Annotated in this window: 14 protein-coding genes; 9 read left to right on the top strand and 5 right to left on the bottom strand. The window is 44.7% G+C overall.

Going from position 1 to position 17,101, the window contains the following annotated elements:
• The first annotated feature begins 49 nt into the window (after positions 1 to 49).
• Positions 50 to 1,087, top strand: coding sequence for a metallophosphoesterase (locus tag NI464_RS02950; RefSeq protein WP_253137716.1), 1,038 nt, complete (start codon positions 50 to 52; stop codon positions 1,085 to 1,087).
• 66 nt (positions 1,088 to 1,153) lie between these two features.
• On the opposite strand, the gene NI464_RS02955 is transcribed toward NI464_RS02950, so the two are convergent.
• Positions 1,154 to 1,576, bottom strand: coding sequence for an OsmC family protein (locus tag NI464_RS02955; RefSeq protein ID WP_004280142.1), 423 nt, complete (start codon positions 1,574 to 1,576; stop codon positions 1,154 to 1,156).
• 147 nt (positions 1,577 to 1,723) lie between these two features.
• Between NI464_RS02955 and crp the strand changes: the two genes are divergently transcribed.
• The 4 genes from crp to clpB all read left to right on the top strand — a co-directional run bounded on the left by crp (position 1,724) and on the right by clpB (position 6,994).
• The gene (gene crp / locus NI464_RS02960) at positions 1,724 to 2,431 is read left to right on the top strand and encodes a cAMP-activated global transcriptional regulator CRP (protein ID WP_004280141.1); all 708 of its coding nucleotides are present in this window, start codon (positions 1,724 to 1,726) and stop codon (positions 2,429 to 2,431) included.
• 173 nt (positions 2,432 to 2,604) lie between these two features.
• On the top strand, positions 2,605 to 3,654 hold the full coding sequence (locus NI464_RS02965; RefSeq protein WP_004280140.1) for an NADP(H)-dependent aldo-keto reductase: 1,050 nt from the start codon (positions 2,605 to 2,607) through the stop codon (positions 3,652 to 3,654).
• A 143-nt stretch (positions 3,655 to 3,797) separates the two neighbouring features.
• The gene (locus NI464_RS02970) at positions 3,798 to 4,163 is read left to right on the top strand and encodes an antitoxin Xre/MbcA/ParS toxin-binding domain-containing protein (protein WP_004646580.1); all 366 of its coding nucleotides are present in this window, start codon (positions 3,798 to 3,800) and stop codon (positions 4,161 to 4,163) included.
• 251 nt (positions 4,164 to 4,414) lie between these two features.
• A complete protein-coding gene (gene clpB, locus NI464_RS02975) occupies positions 4,415 to 6,994 on the top strand; it encodes an ATP-dependent chaperone ClpB (protein ID WP_253137717.1) in 2,580 nt (859 codons plus the stop codon).
• 185 nt (positions 6,995 to 7,179) lie between these two features.
• Here clpB and rlmKL read toward each other — a convergent pair whose 3' ends face one another.
• A complete protein-coding gene (gene rlmKL / locus NI464_RS02980; RefSeq protein ID WP_253137718.1) occupies positions 7,180 to 9,384 on the bottom strand; it encodes a bifunctional 23S rRNA (guanine(2069)-N(7))-methyltransferase RlmK/23S rRNA (guanine(2445)-N(2))-methyltransferase RlmL in 2,205 nt (734 codons plus the stop codon).
• Between the two features lie 232 nt (positions 9,385 to 9,616).
• Here rlmKL and NI464_RS02985 point away from each other — a divergent pair, with 232 nt between their 5' ends.
• The 4 genes from NI464_RS02985 (at position 9,617) to NI464_RS03000 (ending at position 14,120) form a co-directional block, all read left to right on the top strand.
• Positions 9,617 to 9,961 (top strand): hypothetical protein, encoded by a 345-nt coding sequence (locus tag NI464_RS02985; protein ID WP_168386798.1) that lies wholly within the window; start codon positions 9,617 to 9,619, stop codon positions 9,959 to 9,961.
• A gap of 224 nt (positions 9,962 to 10,185) precedes the next feature.
• Entirely contained in the window at positions 10,186 to 11,202 is a 1,017-nt protein-coding gene (locus NI464_RS02990; RefSeq protein WP_004730000.1) for an aspartate carbamoyltransferase catalytic subunit, read from the top strand.
• Positions 11,203 to 11,212: 10 nt separating this feature from the next.
• A complete protein-coding gene (locus NI464_RS02995) occupies positions 11,213 to 12,448 on the top strand; it encodes a dihydroorotase (RefSeq protein ID WP_253137719.1) in 1,236 nt (411 codons plus the stop codon).
• A 181-nt stretch (positions 12,449 to 12,629) separates the two neighbouring features.
• A complete protein-coding gene (locus NI464_RS03000) occupies positions 12,630 to 14,120 on the top strand; it encodes an OmpA family protein (RefSeq protein WP_253137720.1) in 1,491 nt (496 codons plus the stop codon).
• 53 nt (positions 14,121 to 14,173) lie between these two features.
• Here NI464_RS03000 and NI464_RS03005 read toward each other — a convergent pair whose 3' ends face one another.
• The 3 genes from NI464_RS03005 to NI464_RS03015 all read right to left on the bottom strand — a co-directional run bounded on the left by NI464_RS03005 (position 14,174) and on the right by NI464_RS03015 (position 17,028).
• Positions 14,174 to 15,586, bottom strand: a complete 1,413-nt coding sequence (locus NI464_RS03005; RefSeq protein WP_253137721.1) for a short-chain fatty acid transporter — start codon at positions 15,584 to 15,586, stop codon at positions 14,174 to 14,176.
• 96 nt (positions 15,587 to 15,682) lie between these two features.
• The gene (locus tag NI464_RS03010) at positions 15,683 to 16,321 is read right to left on the bottom strand and encodes a CoA transferase subunit B (RefSeq protein ID WP_004646586.1); all 639 of its coding nucleotides are present in this window, start codon (positions 16,319 to 16,321) and stop codon (positions 15,683 to 15,685) included.
• A 2-nt stretch (positions 16,322 to 16,323) separates the two neighbouring features.
• A complete protein-coding gene (locus NI464_RS03015) occupies positions 16,324 to 17,028 on the bottom strand; it encodes a CoA transferase subunit A (protein ID WP_253137722.1) in 705 nt (234 codons plus the stop codon).
• Positions 17,029 to 17,101 lie beyond the last annotated feature (73 nt).

The following is a 17,101-nucleotide window of genomic DNA, read 5'->3' on the forward strand; positions in this document are numbered from 1 at the left end:
ATACTTATTAGGGATATATTCTGTTTTAGACTTAATTCAGGATGCATAAATGAAGTACTCATTTATACAGCAGGCTTTCACTGGTCCCGTGGACATCGTGGGGGATATTCATGGTGAGATTGCCGCGCTGGAACAACTGATCCAGGTATTAGGTTATGACCGGAATGGTCATCATCCAGAACAGCGCAAACTAATTTTTGTCGGTGATCTATGTGACCGGGGGCAAGACAGTGTTGCGGTGATCAAATGCGTCAAACAGCTGGTAGATGAAGGCTATGCACAATGTGTGATGGGTAATCATGAATTGAACCTATTGACCGATACTTTGCGGGAAGGCAATGGCTGGTTTTTTGGTTCACCGCATCAGGATGATCTGAAACCTTTTGATTCGATCCAAGCCTCAATCAAAGATCGACAATGGATTCTGGATTTTTTAAATAGCTTACCGTTGGCCTTGGAGTCGGAGCAGCTGCGTGTTGTACATGCCTGTTGGCATCAAGGATCAATTGATCAATTACGCAATTCTGGTTTTACTTCGCTTGGCGAAGCCTATGCTGATTTCGTTCAACATACAGCGCTGGATCTGCAAGCCTTAGGTATTAATGAATTCATCCAGATAGAGCAGCAACGCTACCAACACCAGTTCAAAGACCCGGCTGCAACTTTACCTTTATTGCAACATCTCGCAGAAAAAGAGCTACGTGAGCAAATGCACAATCCGATTCGGGTCATTACTTCTGGTGCGGAAAAAATCGCCTTAGAACCGATTTATGCCGGTGGAAGGTGGCGGATGATCGACCGCGTGCCATGGTGGGACAGCTATACCGACCAAATTCCAGTCATTACTGGACATTATTGGCGGAACTTTAAATCTACTGAAGAAAAAACCGGTTTACTCAAATCGATCGATGCACTGCAATGGTATGGACAGCAACAAAACGTATTTTGTGTGGATTATTCAGTGAGTAAACGCTATCTCGATCGTCAACAGGGTGTCGCGTTCAGACATCGACTCGGCGCCTTAAGATTTCCAGAAAATATCTTGAGCTTTGAAGATGGCAATCAGTATTCAGTTCAGCGGTTCTGAGAAAAGGCAATTTTCTGATACAAAAAAAGCAGCTTTTCCAGCCGCTTTTTTTACAGAATCTAGATTTTATTCTGCTTCGATTATTTCATAATCATGGGTGATTTCAACACCGCCATCAGACAGCATTTTGCTGGCAGAGCAATATTTTTCAGCAGAAAGTTCTACGGCTTTTGCGACCTGTTTCTCTTTAATCGCTTTGCCGGTCACTACAAAATGCAAGTGAATTTTCGTGAATACTGCCGGAATTGTATCTGCACGTTCAGCCTTTAATTCGCAGCGTACATCGGTAATATCCTGACGAGCCTTCTTTAAAATGGTAACAATATCAAAAGACGCACAACCGCCCAGACCCGTTAAAAGCAGTTCCATAGGACGGGGACCACGGTTTTCACCACCGTATTCAGCTGAACCATCCATGATAAGGCTATGACCACTTTGAGTTTTTGCTTCAAAAGCAACATTCTCTAACCAATGAACGCTTGTTTGCATTGCAACTACCTAAAAAAAGCTATAAATTTGTCAAGTAACTGTACACTAACATAAATTGGGTTGATACGGAATTTCAATCCCACTGTGTGACAAGTTCACATTAGGTCTTGTGCGATCTATAAATTATCCATAATCGGAACTGTTAGCATGACTTCAAACTTTTCACAATTAAGCACTGATGCGCTTTCTCCGGGGCAATTACCAGAATCCGTGAAAGCACTGTTAAAACGTGCATATATTAATCGTTATCCAAAACGTACCACGATCATTGATGCAGGATCAGAATCTAAATCTTTATATTTAATTCTGAAGGGGTCTGTATCTATCATTCTTCGTGAAGATGATGATCGTGAAATTGTCGTGGCTTATTTAAATGCGGGTGACTTCTTTGGGGAAATGGGTCTATTCGAGGTTAATCCACAACGTACTGCGGAAGTTCGTACGCGTGATGTGTGTGAAATTGCCGAAATTACCTATGAAAACTTTCACGAAATCAGCAAGCAATATCCTGATCTGAGCTATGCGGTATTTGCTCAATTAGTACGCCGCTTGAAAAATACCACACGTAAAGTCACTGATCTGGCATTTATTGATGTTTCAGGCCGGATTGCACGTTGTCTGATCGACCTGTCTTCACAGCCAGAAGCGATGATTTTGCCGAATGGCCGTCAGATTCGTATTACCCGTCAGGAAATTGGTCGCATTGTTGGCTGTTCCCGCGAAATGGTCGGACGTGTACTAAAAACCCTGGAAGAGCAGGGCATGATCGAAACCGATGGTAAAGCCATCCTGATCTTTGATGCTTCATTAGAAGAAGCATCTGAAGCAGTGGCAGATGGTGCCATAGACGAATAATCCAGATATTAAAAAGCAAATCTTCGGATTTGCTTTTTTTATGCGTCATTACTCAATACATAAAAATTTAGAACAAGCTTCTCAGAAAAGATGATTTAAGTCTCCCTTATAATTCCGATAGGCTATAGCCCACTTGATCTCAATTCACTGAATAAAATTCACAGGATGTTTTTATGCAATTCAGACCATTGGCGGATACCGGCATTTTTTTGCCAGAAATTTGTTTGGGCACCATGACCTTTGGTGAGCAGAACACACAAGAACAGGCTTTTCAGCAACTGGATTATGCTTTAGATCAGGGAGTGTATTTCTGGGATACTGCGGAAATGTACCCGGTACCGCCAAAACCTGAAACGCAGGGTGCTACCGAGCGTATTATCGGGAACTGGATCGCTGCCCGTGGTGGCCGTGACAAACTTTTTTTAGCCTCAAAAATTGCCGGACCCTCGCAAGGTGGTAGCCATATCCGGGATGGTAAAACCCGTTTCGTTGCCGATGAAATTTCAGCAGCAATTGACCAGTCATTGTCACGCCTGCAAACGGATTATATTGACCTGTATCAGCTGCACTGGCCGCAACGCCCAACCAATTTCTTTGGCAAGCTGGGTTATGGCAATGCTGAAGCGGCAGAAGACCGTACCGTGACAGATCTCGAAGAAACCCTGACCGCCTTGCAGGATGAAATTAAAAAAGGCCGTATCCGTTATATTGGTCTTTCCAATGAAACCCCGTGGGGCACGATGAAATTTCTGCACCTCGCAGAGAAATTAGGTTTGTCCAAATTTGTCAGTGTACAAAACCCATATAACCTGCTGAACCGTACTTATGAAATCGGCATGTCAGAAATTGCCCATTATGAAGGTGTGGGCTTGTTGGCGTATTCACCTTTGGCATTTGGTTATCTGACCGGTAAATTCCGGCATGGTGCACGTCCTGCCAATGCGCGTGTAACACTGTTCTCCCGCTTTAGCCGTTATAGCAATCCGCAAAGTGAATGGGCAACCGAGCAATATGCCCAGCTGGCAGAACAGCATGGCTTAAGTCTTACCCAATTGGCTTTGGCCTTTATCAAGCAGCAGTTCTTTGTGACCAGTACGATTATTGGTGCCACCAATCTGGATCAGCTGAAAGAAAATATTCAGGCATTTGAAATTGATCTGTCTGAGGAAATACTGAAAGGTATTGAGGCAATTCACCGTCAGCAACCGAATCCGGCACCATAATCATGGTGTTGTTATTTTAAAGCACCCTCCAAGCGAGGGTGTTTTAATTTTATGAGAAATTAAATTTGATGATAAACAACATGGCCGGAAAACAATAAAAGCAGCATAATCGAAATAAGACGCATCAAGATGATTTGATAAAAATGAATAGTGAAACAGGTATTTCTAAATCCCAAGTATTAGCTATAGCAGTATTCAACTTAGCTGAGCAGTTGCAACTGAAAGAATTCGAACTTGCATTGATTCTGGGTTTATCTGAGGCGGAATTATCTCTGGTTATAAATGAAAAAGAATTAGAACCAGATACTACAGCAGGCGAAAAAGCTATAGCTTTAGTAAATATCTATCAAAAGTTATTTAGCTTGCATGGTGGAGACTTGAGCTGGATGCGCCATTTTATCAATTCACCTAACAAGCTTTTGAATCATCAAACGCCAAGATCCTTGATGCAAACAGAACATGGTTTGAGTGAAGTATTGCGATTACTAGGAAGGTTGCAACCGTACTAAAAATATCTCTCTATTCTCTACTAAGCTGAAAAATAGCAGAGTAAATTAAATAAAATATGAATTGTTTATCTTCACCTTAAAAATTCTTCTAACCTCACTTGAAATATGATTTGATTACACCAATATTATTATTAAAGACTGTCTAAATGTTTATATTAAGTTTTTGAAAAATATATAAAAATGATTTGAAATTTTATCAAGTGCACCCATATATCCATCAAGTAGAAAATTTGTTGTGAGGAATAACAAGAATGCGTTTTGAAAAATTTACCAATCGCCTGCAGCAAACCCTTTCCGATGCACAATCGCTGGCCATGAGTAAGGATCATACCTCCATTGATGGGATCCATATCTTGGCCACCTTGATGGATGAAGCATCCAATGTCAGCCTGCTGCAACAGGCCGGTGCTAATCTGCGTGAGCTACAAACCAAGCTGCAAACAGCATTGAGCAATGCGGCAACCCTGACCAATCCATCAGCAGATATCAACCTCAGTCCTGAAGCGGCAAAAGTATTGCATCTGGCAGACAGCTTTGCGCAAAAAGCCGGAGATGAGTTTTTATCTACGGATTGGGTGCTGTTGGCGCTGGCAGAAACCGGAAATACCAAAACCTTATTAAATAGTATTGGCGTAAAGGCAGAGACTTTAGGCCAAGTGATTAATCAATTTCGAGGCGATGAAAAAGTCATGAGCAATAATCATGAAGATCAGCGTGATTCACTGAATAAGTACACCATTGATTTAACTGAACGTGCGTTGGCAGGCAAGCTTGATCCTGTGATTGGCCGTGATGATGAAATCCGCCGTACCATTCAGGTCTTATCACGCCGTACCAAAAATAACCCGGTACTCATCGGTGAGCCAGGGGTCGGTAAAACTGCAATCGTCGAAGGTCTGGCGCAGCGGATTATCAATGGTGAAGTGCCTGAAGGACTCAAAGGTAAACGTGTTTTATCACTTGATCTGGGTTCTTTGCTGGCCGGTGCCAAATACCGTGGTGAGTTTGAAGAACGCTTAAAAGCCGTTCTGAAAGATATTGCCAAACATGAAGGCGAAATCATCCTGTTTATCGACGAGTTGCATACCTTGGTGGGTGCCGGTAAAGGTGATGGCGCGATGGATGCCGGTAACATGCTGAAACCTGCGCTGGCCCGTGGCGAGCTGCGCTGCGTCGGTGCGACCACACTGGATGAATATCGTCAGTATATTGAAAAAGATGCAGCGCTGGAACGTCGTTTCCAGAAAGTGCTTGTCGATGAGCCAAGCGTAGAAGATACCATTGCGATTCTGCGTGGTTTGAAAGATCGCTATGCTACCCATCACGGGGTACAGATTCTGGATTCCGCGATTATTGCGGCGGCGAAAATGTCGCATCGTTATATTACCGATCGTCAGTTACCGGATAAAGCCATTGACCTGATTGATGAAGCGGCATCGCGCATCAAAATGGAACTCGACTCCAAACCAGAAGCTCTGGATAAACTGGAACGTCGTCTGATTCAGTTAAAAATGCAGCTGGAAGCGGTGAAAAAAGATGAAGACTCAGGTGCCAAAGCTGAGATTCAATACTTGTCCGATCAGATCGCCACAGTTGAAAAAGAGTATCATGACCTGGAAGAAGTCTGGCGTGCAGATAAAGCACTGGTCGAAGGCAATAAAGATGTACAGATCAAACTGGATCAGGCGCGTACAGCACTTGAAAAAGCACAACGTGAAGGTGATCTAGGCGAGGCAGCACGTTTGCAATATGGCGTGATTCCAGAGTTGCAAAAGCAGCTTGAACTGGCTGAAAAAGCGGATGAAAGTGCAACGCCAAAATTGCTGCGTAACAAAGTTACCGACAATGAAATCGCAGAAGTGGTCAGTGCCGCCACCGGTATTCCAGTTGCGAAAATGCTGCAAGGCGAGCGTGACAAGCTGCTGCATATGGAAGAATTCCTGCATAACCGTGTGGTAGGGCAAGATGAAGCCGTGGTGGCGGTATCCAATGCAGTGCGCCGTTCACGTGCCGGTTTGTCAGATCCGAACCGACCAAGTGGATCATTCCTGTTTCTGGGTCCAACGGGTGTCGGTAAAACAGAATTGACCAAAGCTCTGGCAAATTTCCTGTTTGAAAGCGACGATGCCATGGTGCGTATCGATATGTCAGAATTTATGGAAAAACATTCGGTCAGCCGTTTGGTTGGTGCGCCTCCGGGCTATGTCGGCTATGAAGAAGGCGGTGTACTGACTGAAGCCGTACGTCGTAAACCGTATAGTGTGATCTTGTTTGATGAAGTCGAAAAAGCGCATCCGGACGTATTTAACATCTTGCTACAGGTACTGGATGATGGCCGTTTGACTGATTCGCAAGGCCGGGTAGTGGACTTTAAAAACTCTGTGATCGTCATGACTTCGAACCTAGGTTCACAGGATGTACGTGAACTGGGCGGTAATGCCACGAAAGAAGAAGTCCGTACGGTGGTGATGAATGCGGTATCGGAACATTTCCGTCCGGAATTTATTAACCGTATTGATGAACTGGTGGTGTTCCATGCGCTGGAAAAAGACCAGATTCGCGGTATTGCCGATATCCAGTTGAACCGTTTACGTCAACGTCTGGCAGAACGCGATATGCGCTTGTCGGTAGACGATACTGCCTTCGATCAGTTAATCGATGCTGGCTTTGATCCACTGTATGGTGCACGTCCACTGAAACGTGCAATCCAGCAGCGTATTGAAAATGGTCTGGCGCAGAAAATCCTGGGCGGAGAATTCCAGCCGGGCGATACCATTCTGGTGAAAGCTGAAGCAGGTGAGTTAATCTTTGAAAAAATGAAACTTAACTAAACCGCTTCTCCTTGCAACAAAAAACCCAGCCTAGGCTGGGTTTTTTTTAATCTTATTTTTAACTTCGAGCATTGCAACACTTTTGTATTCTTGTTGCGGCGAGCTTTAAAGCATGGCTTAAAACTCAGCTCAGGGAAAATAAAGAAGATATCAATCGTGATAAAGACAGTTAATTTATCATCAAATTACACTTGCGGATGACGGATTTTCCAGGCACGGTGAATCTTTTGATTCCGCTTGAAGTCAGGTCCAATGGTTTCCTGGGTAATTTCTTCAACATCAAAGAAGGCCAGAATTTCTTCATCCATCTCAAAACCACGATAGTTATTTGAGAAATACAAGGTACCATCAGTGGTTAAGCGGTTCATCGCACGTTTTAACAGGGACAAATGGTCGCGCTGTACGTCAAAGGTCCCGTAGAATTTCTTCGAGTTTGAGAAGGTTGGTGGGTCGATAAAGATCAGCTCATATTGCTCATGACCTTCTTTTAGCCATTCGAAACAGTCAGAGGCAAAGAACTGATGCTGTTCATCCGCATGATCCACGGTTAAGCCGTTCAGAACAAAATTTTCTTTAGACCAGTTCAAATAAGTATTCGACAGATCGACGCTGGTTGTACTTGCAGCACCACCCAAAGCAGCATGTAAACTTGCCGTTGAGGTATAGCTGTACAGGTTCAGGAAGTGTTTGCCTTTTGCTTCACGTGCAATACGTAAACGCATTTGACGGTGATCCAGAAACAGACCGGTATCCAGATAATCGGTCAGGTTGACCAGAATCTTGGCTTGACCTTCCTGAACGATAAAACGCTTGGATGCTGTACTTTGTTTGGTGTACTGGTTTTTACCTTCCTGACGCGCACGCGTTTTGATAAAGATCGCATCACGACCCAGACCTGTTACTGCACGAATCGCTTGTAGTGCCAGGTTAAAACGTTTCTTGGCTTTTTCCGGATCAATGGTTTTAGGTGGCGCATATTCTTGTACATGCAAACGCTCGCCATACAAATCTACTGCGACGTTAAAGTCAGGTAAATCTGCATCATAGAGACGTAAACAATGGATCTGTTCCTTGACTGCCCATTTTTTTAGAGCTTGCATGTTTTTGGTCAGACGGTTGGCAAACTCCATCGCACCTTCAATCGGCTCAAACTGCTGAGGCTGCCAGCTTTCTAGGAATGGACGTACCACAGCGGCCGGTTTAACCGTACCGAAGCGGATATAAATCGGTAATTTACCATTCATCAAACGCAGGATTTGCGGATCATTAAAGGCCAGCACATCGGCCTGTTCCACTTGGGAGGCAATCACAGCCGCTTTTTGATTCGGGAAATTCTTTTGCAATAAAGCCGATAAACCCAGGTATAAAGAACGGTTTTGCGCTTTATCGCCGAGACGTTCGCCATATGGCGGGTTGGTCACGAAGAATACTTTCTTGCCTTCTGCATGGAAATCAGGCCAGTCATTTAAAGTCCGTTCTTCAATCATGATATTGTCGAGTGCGGATTCAAAACCCGCCGCGATAATATTTTGTCTGGTGGCTTTAACCGCTTCCCAGTCCGCATCGAAGGCATAGAATTGTGGTAATGGATTTTCCATTGCCGCTTGATGACGTTCAGCAGCTTCGGCCTTGATGCTCATCCACAGTTCATGGTCATGGCCATTCCAGCCATTAAAACCGAAACGACGGACCAGACCAGGCGCACGGTCAGTCAAAATCATTAACGATTCAATGATAAATGTACCTGACCCACACATTGGATCGACAATGATGTCCGGATGAATCTGTTTAAGCTGGCCTTTTTGCAGAATCGCAGCAGCCAGGTTTTCCTTGATCGGGGCATCAGTCATAAAGCGACGATAACCGCGTTTATGCAAAGAGTCGCCAGACAGGTCCAGGCAGTAAGTATGTTCTTTCTTGCCGGCTAGAATATACATGGTAATTTCAGGCTGTTTGGTATCAATGCTTGGACGTTTGCCTACCGCTTCCATAAAGGAATCTACGACACCATCTTTGGCACGTAAAGTTGCAAACTGGGTATTGACCTTGATATCACGCTCGACATGCAAACGAATCGCAAAGGTACTTTGTGGTGCAAAAATCAGCGACCAGTCGAAGCTGAGAGCACCTTCGTATAGTTCTTCTGCCACATCACGGGCATCATGAGAGAATTCAATTTCATGCGTGTGGATCGGCATCAAGACACGTGAAGCCAGACGTGACCACATGCAGATACGATAAGCATTTTCCAGTGTGCCTTTAAAGGTTAAACGGCCCGGAAAACGCTCAATATTCTGAACACCTAAGCCTTGTATTTCTTCTTCTAATAAGGTTTCCAGACCATCGGCACAGGTGACCCAATAATTGCTTAAACGTGGAGAGGTATTCATATAATAGAGAGACCAAAAAAGATAAATAAAAAACTGCGCTAAGTTTACCGTATTTTTATATTGAAAGCTTTTGAAATTCTCTGAAAGGCCGTGGCAGGTGATAGAGAAAAATAATATTCACACTATAAATTGAGGAACTGGTACGCATTTTGCTCTATACATGGCAAATCAGGCGGTCAGTCGATGGGGAGCGATGGCTGCCTGATTTTTCAATTTTATAATGGGGGTTAAGATGTTAGAGAATCAGTTACGCAACCATGACGCTTTTTCAGTGGCCACTTTAATTTATGCACGTTTACGACGGGTTTCCGGTCGGGTGATTGATGCAATTTATCTGGCAGAGAATCTGGACTATGCCCGGCATGTGATTCAACTGGCAGAGCAAACCCAGGATCCAGATTTGAATCATCTGATCCAGCGCCTGAAAATGGTACTGGAGATTTCGGAAACAGCACCAGACTCACAAACAGAATCTGCACAGCCGATCCAGCAGGAAGGGCTGATCTCGGTCGAACCGGATGAAGACGATATCTATCGTGCACAGGTGTCACATCGTTATATTGGTGCACTGCGTTAAACCTGAGATGGGTGTGAATGCTCCAGACTGAAGCGCCCGTTGGTTTTGTACTTAAAATCAGCAAGATGCAAATCGGGTTAAATTATCTTATTGAAAAAATACAAAGGAATCTGATTTTTTATTTTTATTGTTCAGATGCTTTTTGTACAAGTAGCAGCATGGCCAACTATAAAAATTCGCCAATCTCTGTATAATATGTTGACTTAACGCATAAGGAATCTCTCATGCACTTGGCGGCATTGCATACACCGAGCCAGATTCAACTCAATAAAGAAGGTAATCTAAAACACTTCTTGACCATCGAAGGTCTTTCCAAAGAAACCCTGACAAAAATATTGGACACTGCGCAGTCCTTTTTTAATGACCAAAATCAGCTGATCACCAATAATTTGCTTGAAGGCAAAACAGTGATGAACCTGTTCTTCGAAAATTCTACCCGTACCCGTACCACCTTTGAAGCCGCTGCCAAGCGCCTTTCTGCCAATGTTCTCAATATCGATATTGCCCGTTCGAGTACTTCTAAAGGTGAAACCCTGCGTGACACGTTATGGAATCTGGAAGCCATGGCGGCCGATATTTTCGTGGTACGTCATTCATCTTCAGGGGCAGCGCATTTTATTGCCAAAGATGTTTGTCCAACCGTGGCAATTATTAATGCCGGTGATGGCCGTCATGCGCATCCGACTCAAGCGATGCTGGACATGCTGACCATTCGCCGTGAAACCAAGAAAAAATTCGAAGAAATGTCGATCGCTATTATTGGTGATATCAAGCATTCGCGTGTCGCGCGTTCAGATGTAGCCGCCTTGCAAACTTTAGGCTGCCAAGATATTCGGGTGATTGCACCGAATACCTTGCTGCCATTGGGTTTTGAAGAATATGGAGATGGTGTTCGTCTATTTAACAATATGGAAGATGGCATTAAAGACTGCGACGTGATTATTACGCTTCGTATTCAAAACGAGCGTATTGATTCTCCGGCACTGGCCTCGCAAGCTGAATTCTACAAAATGTATGGCTTGAATAAAGAACGTCTTGCCATGGCCAAACCGGATTGTATCGTGATGCATCCGGGACCAATGAACCGCGGCGTTGAAATCGACTCAAGTATTGCGGATGGTCCGCAATCTGTGATTTTGAAGCAGGTGACCAATGGTATTGCCGTGCGTATGGCGGTGTTGGCTTTATCGATGCAAGGCCAGTTACAAGAACAAGGTTTGATTGAAGCGATTGCGGGTTAAGGAATAAGTCATGACTATTGTAAAAATTGAAAATGTCCGTGTTCTTGATCCAATCCAAAACACTAATTCTATCCAGACCGTGTATCTGGAAAATGGAAAATTCGTTGCAGAAACAGCAGACGTCTCTGAAACGATTGATGGTCAAGGCAAATGGTTAATGCCAACCATGGTCGATTTGTGTGCGCGTTTACGTGAACCGGGTCAACAGCAACACGGTACGCTTAAGTCTGAAGGAAAAGCGGCACGTGAAAATGGCATTTTGCACGTATTTACGCCACCCGATTCAAAGCCAATCGTACAAGATAATGGTGCGCTGATTCACGGTCTGGTCGAAAAAGCCATGCTGGATGGTGGGATCTATCTTCAAGTGATTGGTGCGCAAACCCAAGGCTTAAATGGTCAACAACCGGCAAATATGGCGGGCTTGAAAAAGGGCGGTTGTACTGCGGTTTCCAATGCCAGTGCGCCGTTTGCCAATGATGATGTGGTACTGCGTACCCTTGAATATGCTGCAGGCTTAGACCTGACGGTGGTGTTCTATGCGGAAGAACCACAAATTGCCAAAGACGGCTGTGTGCATGAAGGGTTTATTGCATCACGTCAGGGCTTGCCGATGATTCCGGCACTGGCTGAAACCGTGGCGATTGCCAAATATCTGTTGATGATTGAATCAACCAAAGTACGAGCACACTTTGGTCTGTTGTCTTGTGGTGCTTCGGTGGAATTGATCCGTATTGCCAAGGAAAAAGGCTTACCGGTGACCTGTGATGTGGCCATGCATCAGTTACATCTGACCGATCATTTGATTGATGGATTTAACTCTCTTGCACATGTACGTCCGCCACTCCGTTCTGAACAGGACAAAGAATTACTGCGTCAGGGTGTAAAATCAGGTGTGATTGATGCGATTTGTACTCATCATGAACCGCTAAGCAGCTCTGCGAAAATGGCGCCGTTTGCTGAAACGCAGCCAGGATTCACAGCTTTTGATACCTATGTGCCTTTTGGTCTGCAACTGATTCGTGAGGGGTTGTTGACTCCACTGGAATGGGTGGAAAAAGTGACCCTAGCTCCGGCTCGTGTTGCACAAATGGCAGATCGATGGATAAATGAATCAGGCTGGGTGCTGCTAGATCCGGAACTGGAATGGACCCTGAATAAAGAAAGCATCGTGTCACAAGGTAAAAATACCCCGCTAATTGATCAAAAAGTGCTGGGTAAAGTTGTTCAAACTTTTACTGCTTAAGTGATCCCAATTTTATAAAAGTCAGCTTCGGCTGGCTTTTTTTATTTTTAAATTTTGTGTTGGTAAAATGAGTACTCAACAAAAACAGTGAAACTTTATGATATTCATACAATTATTTACATTTTCAAAAAATGGGGATCGTTACACTGATTAAATATTAAACATTAGAAAAATCAAAAGAATGGTGACGATTATGAATATAGACTTTATAGAACGCTTAAAAAGCGATGTTACGGCGATTGTGCTTCAAGGTGAAACCGAGTATTTATTTGCCAAAGATCAAGCTTTGGCTCAATTCTATCCCATCTTTTTAAGTATATTGCGTTCACGTCCCGCCTGGATCGAGAATCTTGGTCAGCAACTCAATCCAAAAATCCATGAATTATTCAATGCAAACCCGGCACTCAAGCAGCAGTTTCTGGATCAACTTGATCAGAGCGCGCCGCAAGACGAAATAGAACATACCTTGAACCGGTCAATTGTGCCGACCATGAATTTTTTGCAGACCGAAGCGGGCGCTTCAACTCCGGAAGCCATTAGTCATTTGCTGGAAACCCACGCCGATTCGATTCAGCGCGCATTACCCGTTTGGGCTGGCCCTATTCTGGCAGCACTTGGAGTTTCACCCTTGGCAGGGCAAAATTTAAATCAGGAACCTGTATTGGCGGAGCAGACCATCATTGTTCAGGAAGAGAGAAGAACCGGCTTTTTATGGCCGTTTATTATTTTTTTGATCCTGGCGGGTTTGATCCTGTTTTTGGTTCGTAGCTGTATGCAGGATGAGGTTGAAGATTCAAATACCCAGGCAACGAGCGAAGTTGCAGTAGCTCAGCCTGCATCCTTGCGATTAAGTACCGGCAGTAATGGCGAAATTGTCAGTTGCCAATTACAGCTGAATAATCCGCAGTATATGGAAATTCTACAAAATGAGATCAAACAGATCTTTAATTATAATATTGGTTGTGGCGCGCTGAGCAGTGAGGTTTATCATTCAGAATTTATTGATCAGGATACCATTCCATCAGTATTGAAAGCGCTTCAGGGGATGCCAAATGTGTCACTGGACTGGATTGGCAATCAGGTTTCGGTACGTGCAGCAACCAATGCAGAGGCTGAGCGTCTGGCAGCACAAATTCGTAGTCTGGCCAAAAATGTCACAGTGGTGACCCAGCAGCCGCTCAATAGAAGTGACGTGATTAATACTGCCAATAGCGAAGCAGAACAAGCCTTGGCCAGTATCAAGACTGATAATGTTAAAGCACTGGATGTGGCGACTGCACTGAATTTACAGATTATTAATTTTGATACGGCATCGACTGAAGTTCCGGAAGTCAATAAACTGGTGCTGGATCAAGCTGCTGCATTATTACAACGCGCGCCTCATGTGATTCTGAAAGTCACAGGACATGCTGATGCTCAAGGCAGCGAAGCAGAGAATAAGGTGCTGTCCGTACAGCGTGCTCAAGCGATTACCAGTTATCTCGTGCAAAAAGGCGTTGACCCTGCACAATTACACGCAGTTGGAATGGGAGAGGATCAGCCGGTTGAACCCAATGCGACACCTGCCGGGCAGTTTCAGAACCGTCGCGTGACCTTTGAAGTCGTGAATACCGAAACAGGAATTGTGCGTGAAGTAGATGATGAAGGCGTGGTTGAGAAGACGGAAAATTAAGAGAGCGGCGTATATAAAAAGGACGAATTTTCGTCCTTTTTTATTGTCTTGAATTAAGAAAATACTGGCGGGCTATAGGTCAGGGTTCGGCCCAGGAACCAGAGCAGGAACAGTACCAAAGGCAGATGGAAAATCAGCTGGGTAACCGTAAATCCAATCACATCTTTGGCTTTTAATTTTAAAATGCCCAGCATTGGTAGCATAAAGAAAGGGTTAATCAGATTAGGCAAGGCTTCGGCAGCATTATAAATCTGCACTGACCAGCCCAGATGTACTTTCAGGTCATGCGCAGCCTGCATCACATAGGGTGCTTCGATAATCCATTTGCCTCCACCAGAAGGAATAAAGAAACCCAGAATCGCCGAGTATAAGCCCATCACAATGGCAAAGGTTTCCTGCGAGGCAATCGAAACGAAAAACTCGGCAATATAATGTGACAGCGACAGATCGGCTGAGTTCAGCGCATTGGTCATCATAAAGGCAATACTGCCATACAGTGGAAACTGGATCAGTACCCCTGAAATAGCCGGAACAGCCTTTGAAACTGCATTCAGGAAATTTCGTGGTGTACCGTGCAAGGCCACGCCCAAAATCAGAAAGATAAAGTTATAAGTATTTAAGCTGGAAATGGCCAGAATCGGATTGCTTTTGGAAAATTCATTAAACATCCAGACTGCACCTAGAATCACAATTAGAATGCTTAAAATGGGGGAGTTTTCCAGCCAATCCCCCGGTCTTTTTTCGGCAGATACTTCCGGTTTTTCTTCTTCAATCTGAATCGGGAAGTGCTCAATGGTTTTAATGTCAGACCCTTTAGGCGCTGACCAGTAAGCAATTGCGATTGAAGCTACAATCAGTACCGCCGTCATGATCATGGATTGTGGCAGGAAAATAGTCTCGGTAAAAGGAATCACGCCAGTGAGATTATAAATCGGTTCAGGCAGACTGCTTTTATTGGCCTGTAACTGTGCAGCTGAAGAACTGATCCCCAGTGCCCAGGTCGCACCCATCCCGATAATCGCGGCAGCTGCAGCAGCGCGGTAATCCATGTTCAGCTCTTTACGCTGTGCCAGTGCAATCACTAGAAGTGCAGTCAGTACAGTACTCATGGCCCAGTTAATCAGGGAAATTAACAGGCTGACCGTGGCGACCAGGACAATCGCACCACGACCGGAATGCGGCAGGCACGCCATTTTCTGGATCAGCAGCTGGACAGGCTTGGACACGGAAACTACATAACCGACCACGATCAGCATGCACATCTGCAAGGTAAAGGGGATTAGGCTCCAGAAGCCGTCTCCAAAGGAAATCGCCACATCCTGTGCCGGTGCACCAATTCCGATAGCGGCAATCGCCACAATGATGACGCCAAGCAGGGCAAAAATGTAAGAATCCGGAAACCATTTTTCAGACCATTCGCTGACGCGCAAGGCGAAGCGCTGCAAAATATTTTGTTGAGTTTGCATGATTAAAATCCATTTATTCTGCGATTATTATTTTGAAATGAAACAGCTATATATAAAAAAGCCCTTAAGATGCTTCATTCTTAAGGGCTGGCTGGATCAGGCAGCGTTACGTAGTAGCGCTACCCCCGTGACTTTTTGAATCTCTTCAAAACTTACCTCTGGTGCCAGTTCAACCAGTCGAATTCCATCAGGAGTAACATCCAGTACACCGAGATCGGTAATAATCCGGTTCACCACAGCCTGGCCGGTCAGCGGCAGACTACATTCTGGAACTATCTTAGGTGTACCATCTTTGGCGCAGTGTTCCATCAAGACCACGACCTTTTGTACACCCGCGACCAGATCCATGGCACCGCCCATGCCTTTGACCTTTTTGCCTGGAATCATCCAGTTGGCCAGATCACCAGTTTCGGACACTTCCATAGCACCCAGAATGGCAATATTGACATGACCGCCACGGATCATGGCAAAGGAGTCGGCACTTGAGAAAAATGAAGCACCTTTACGCGCGGTAACCGTCTGTTTACCGGCATTGATCAGGTCGGCATCCACTGTCTCCTCGGTTGGAAATTCGCCAATCCCCAGCAGGCCATTTTCCGACTGCAGCCAGACATTGATATTTTCCGGAATATAGTTCGCGACTAACGTTGGCAGGCCAATCCCTAAATTGACATAGAAACCATCTTCAAGCTCTTGTGCGGCGCGCTGCGCCATTTCATTACGTGTCCAAGCCATGATCAAGCCTCCGCCTTTAAGGTCATCTGTTCAATACGTTTTTCCGGTTGGGTATTTAAGACAATCCGGTTCACATAAATGCCGGGTAGATGGATTTCGTCCGGATCCAGCGCACCAATCTCGACAATTTCTTCCACTTCAGCAATGGTAACTTTACCGGCCATAGCACAGACCGGATTAAAGTTCTGGGCGGTTTTACGGAAAATCAGGTTGCCGGCTTTATCGGCCTTATAGGCTTTAACCAGAGCAACATCAGCTGTTAAAGATTCTTCCAGAATGTAAGACTTGCCATTAAATTCACGGACATCCTTACCTTCAGCGATCACGGTTCCGACACCCGTCGCCGTATAAAAAGCCGGAATATCGGCACCGCCAGCACGTAATTTTTCTGCCAGTGTACCCTGTGGGGTCAGCTCAACTTCCAGTTCGCCATTTAAATATTGACGTTCGAATTCCTTGTTTTCACCGACATAAGAGGAGATCATTTTTTTAATCTGTTTTGTTTCCAGTAAAAGCCCCAGACCGAAGCCGTCTACACCGGCATTATTGGAAATACAGGTCAAATTTTTGGCACCAGTTTCTTTTAGGGCCGTGATCAAAGCTTCTGGAATACCACATAGGCCGAAACCACCGACAGCCAGAGTATGACCATCTTGCACCACATCCTTTAAGGCGGATTGAGCGCTGTCATAAACCTTGTTTGACATCTTGTCACCTCTATTGTTATTACAGCAGACTTAAATCTGCTGTTTATATCCTTATGGGTTGCTTAAGTTTATT

Origin of the sequence: Acinetobacter lwoffii, from assembly GCF_024129685.1 — a bacterium.
In the GTDB taxonomy this organism is placed as follows: Bacteria; Pseudomonadota; Gammaproteobacteria; order Pseudomonadales; family Moraxellaceae; genus Acinetobacter; species Acinetobacter lwoffii_X.

Coding starts and splice junctions, on each gene's coding strand:
- NI464_RS02950 (WP_253137716.1), top strand. CDS start 50: ATGAAGTACTCATTTATACAGCAGGCTTTCACTGGTCCCGTGGACATC.
- NI464_RS02955 (WP_004280142.1), bottom strand. CDS start 1,576: ATGCAAACAAGCGTTCATTGGTTAGAGAATGTTGCTTTTGAAGCAAAA.
- crp (WP_004280141.1), top strand. CDS start 1,724: ATGACTTCAAACTTTTCACAATTAAGCACTGATGCGCTTTCTCCGGGG.
- NI464_RS02965 (WP_004280140.1), top strand. CDS start 2,605: ATGCAATTCAGACCATTGGCGGATACCGGCATTTTTTTGCCAGAAATT.
- NI464_RS02970 (WP_004646580.1), top strand. CDS start 3,798: ATGAATAGTGAAACAGGTATTTCTAAATCCCAAGTATTAGCTATAGCA.
- clpB (WP_253137717.1), top strand. CDS start 4,415: ATGCGTTTTGAAAAATTTACCAATCGCCTGCAGCAAACCCTTTCCGAT.
- rlmKL (WP_253137718.1), bottom strand. CDS start 9,384: ATGAATACCTCTCCACGTTTAAGCAATTATTGGGTCACCTGTGCCGAT.
- NI464_RS02985 (WP_168386798.1), top strand. CDS start 9,617: ATGTTAGAGAATCAGTTACGCAACCATGACGCTTTTTCAGTGGCCACT.
- NI464_RS02990 (WP_004730000.1), top strand. CDS start 10,186: ATGCACTTGGCGGCATTGCATACACCGAGCCAGATTCAACTCAATAAA.
- NI464_RS02995 (WP_253137719.1), top strand. CDS start 11,213: ATGACTATTGTAAAAATTGAAAATGTCCGTGTTCTTGATCCAATCCAA.
- NI464_RS03000 (WP_253137720.1), top strand. CDS start 12,630: ATGGTGACGATTATGAATATAGACTTTATAGAACGCTTAAAAAGCGAT.
- NI464_RS03005 (WP_253137721.1), bottom strand. CDS start 15,586: ATGCAAACTCAACAAAATATTTTGCAGCGCTTCGCCTTGCGCGTCAGC.
- NI464_RS03010 (WP_004646586.1), bottom strand. CDS start 16,321: ATGGCTTGGACACGTAATGAAATGGCGCAGCGCGCCGCACAAGAGCTT.
- NI464_RS03015 (WP_253137722.1), bottom strand. CDS start 17,028: ATGTCAAACAAGGTTTATGACAGCGCTCAATCCGCCTTAAAGGATGTG.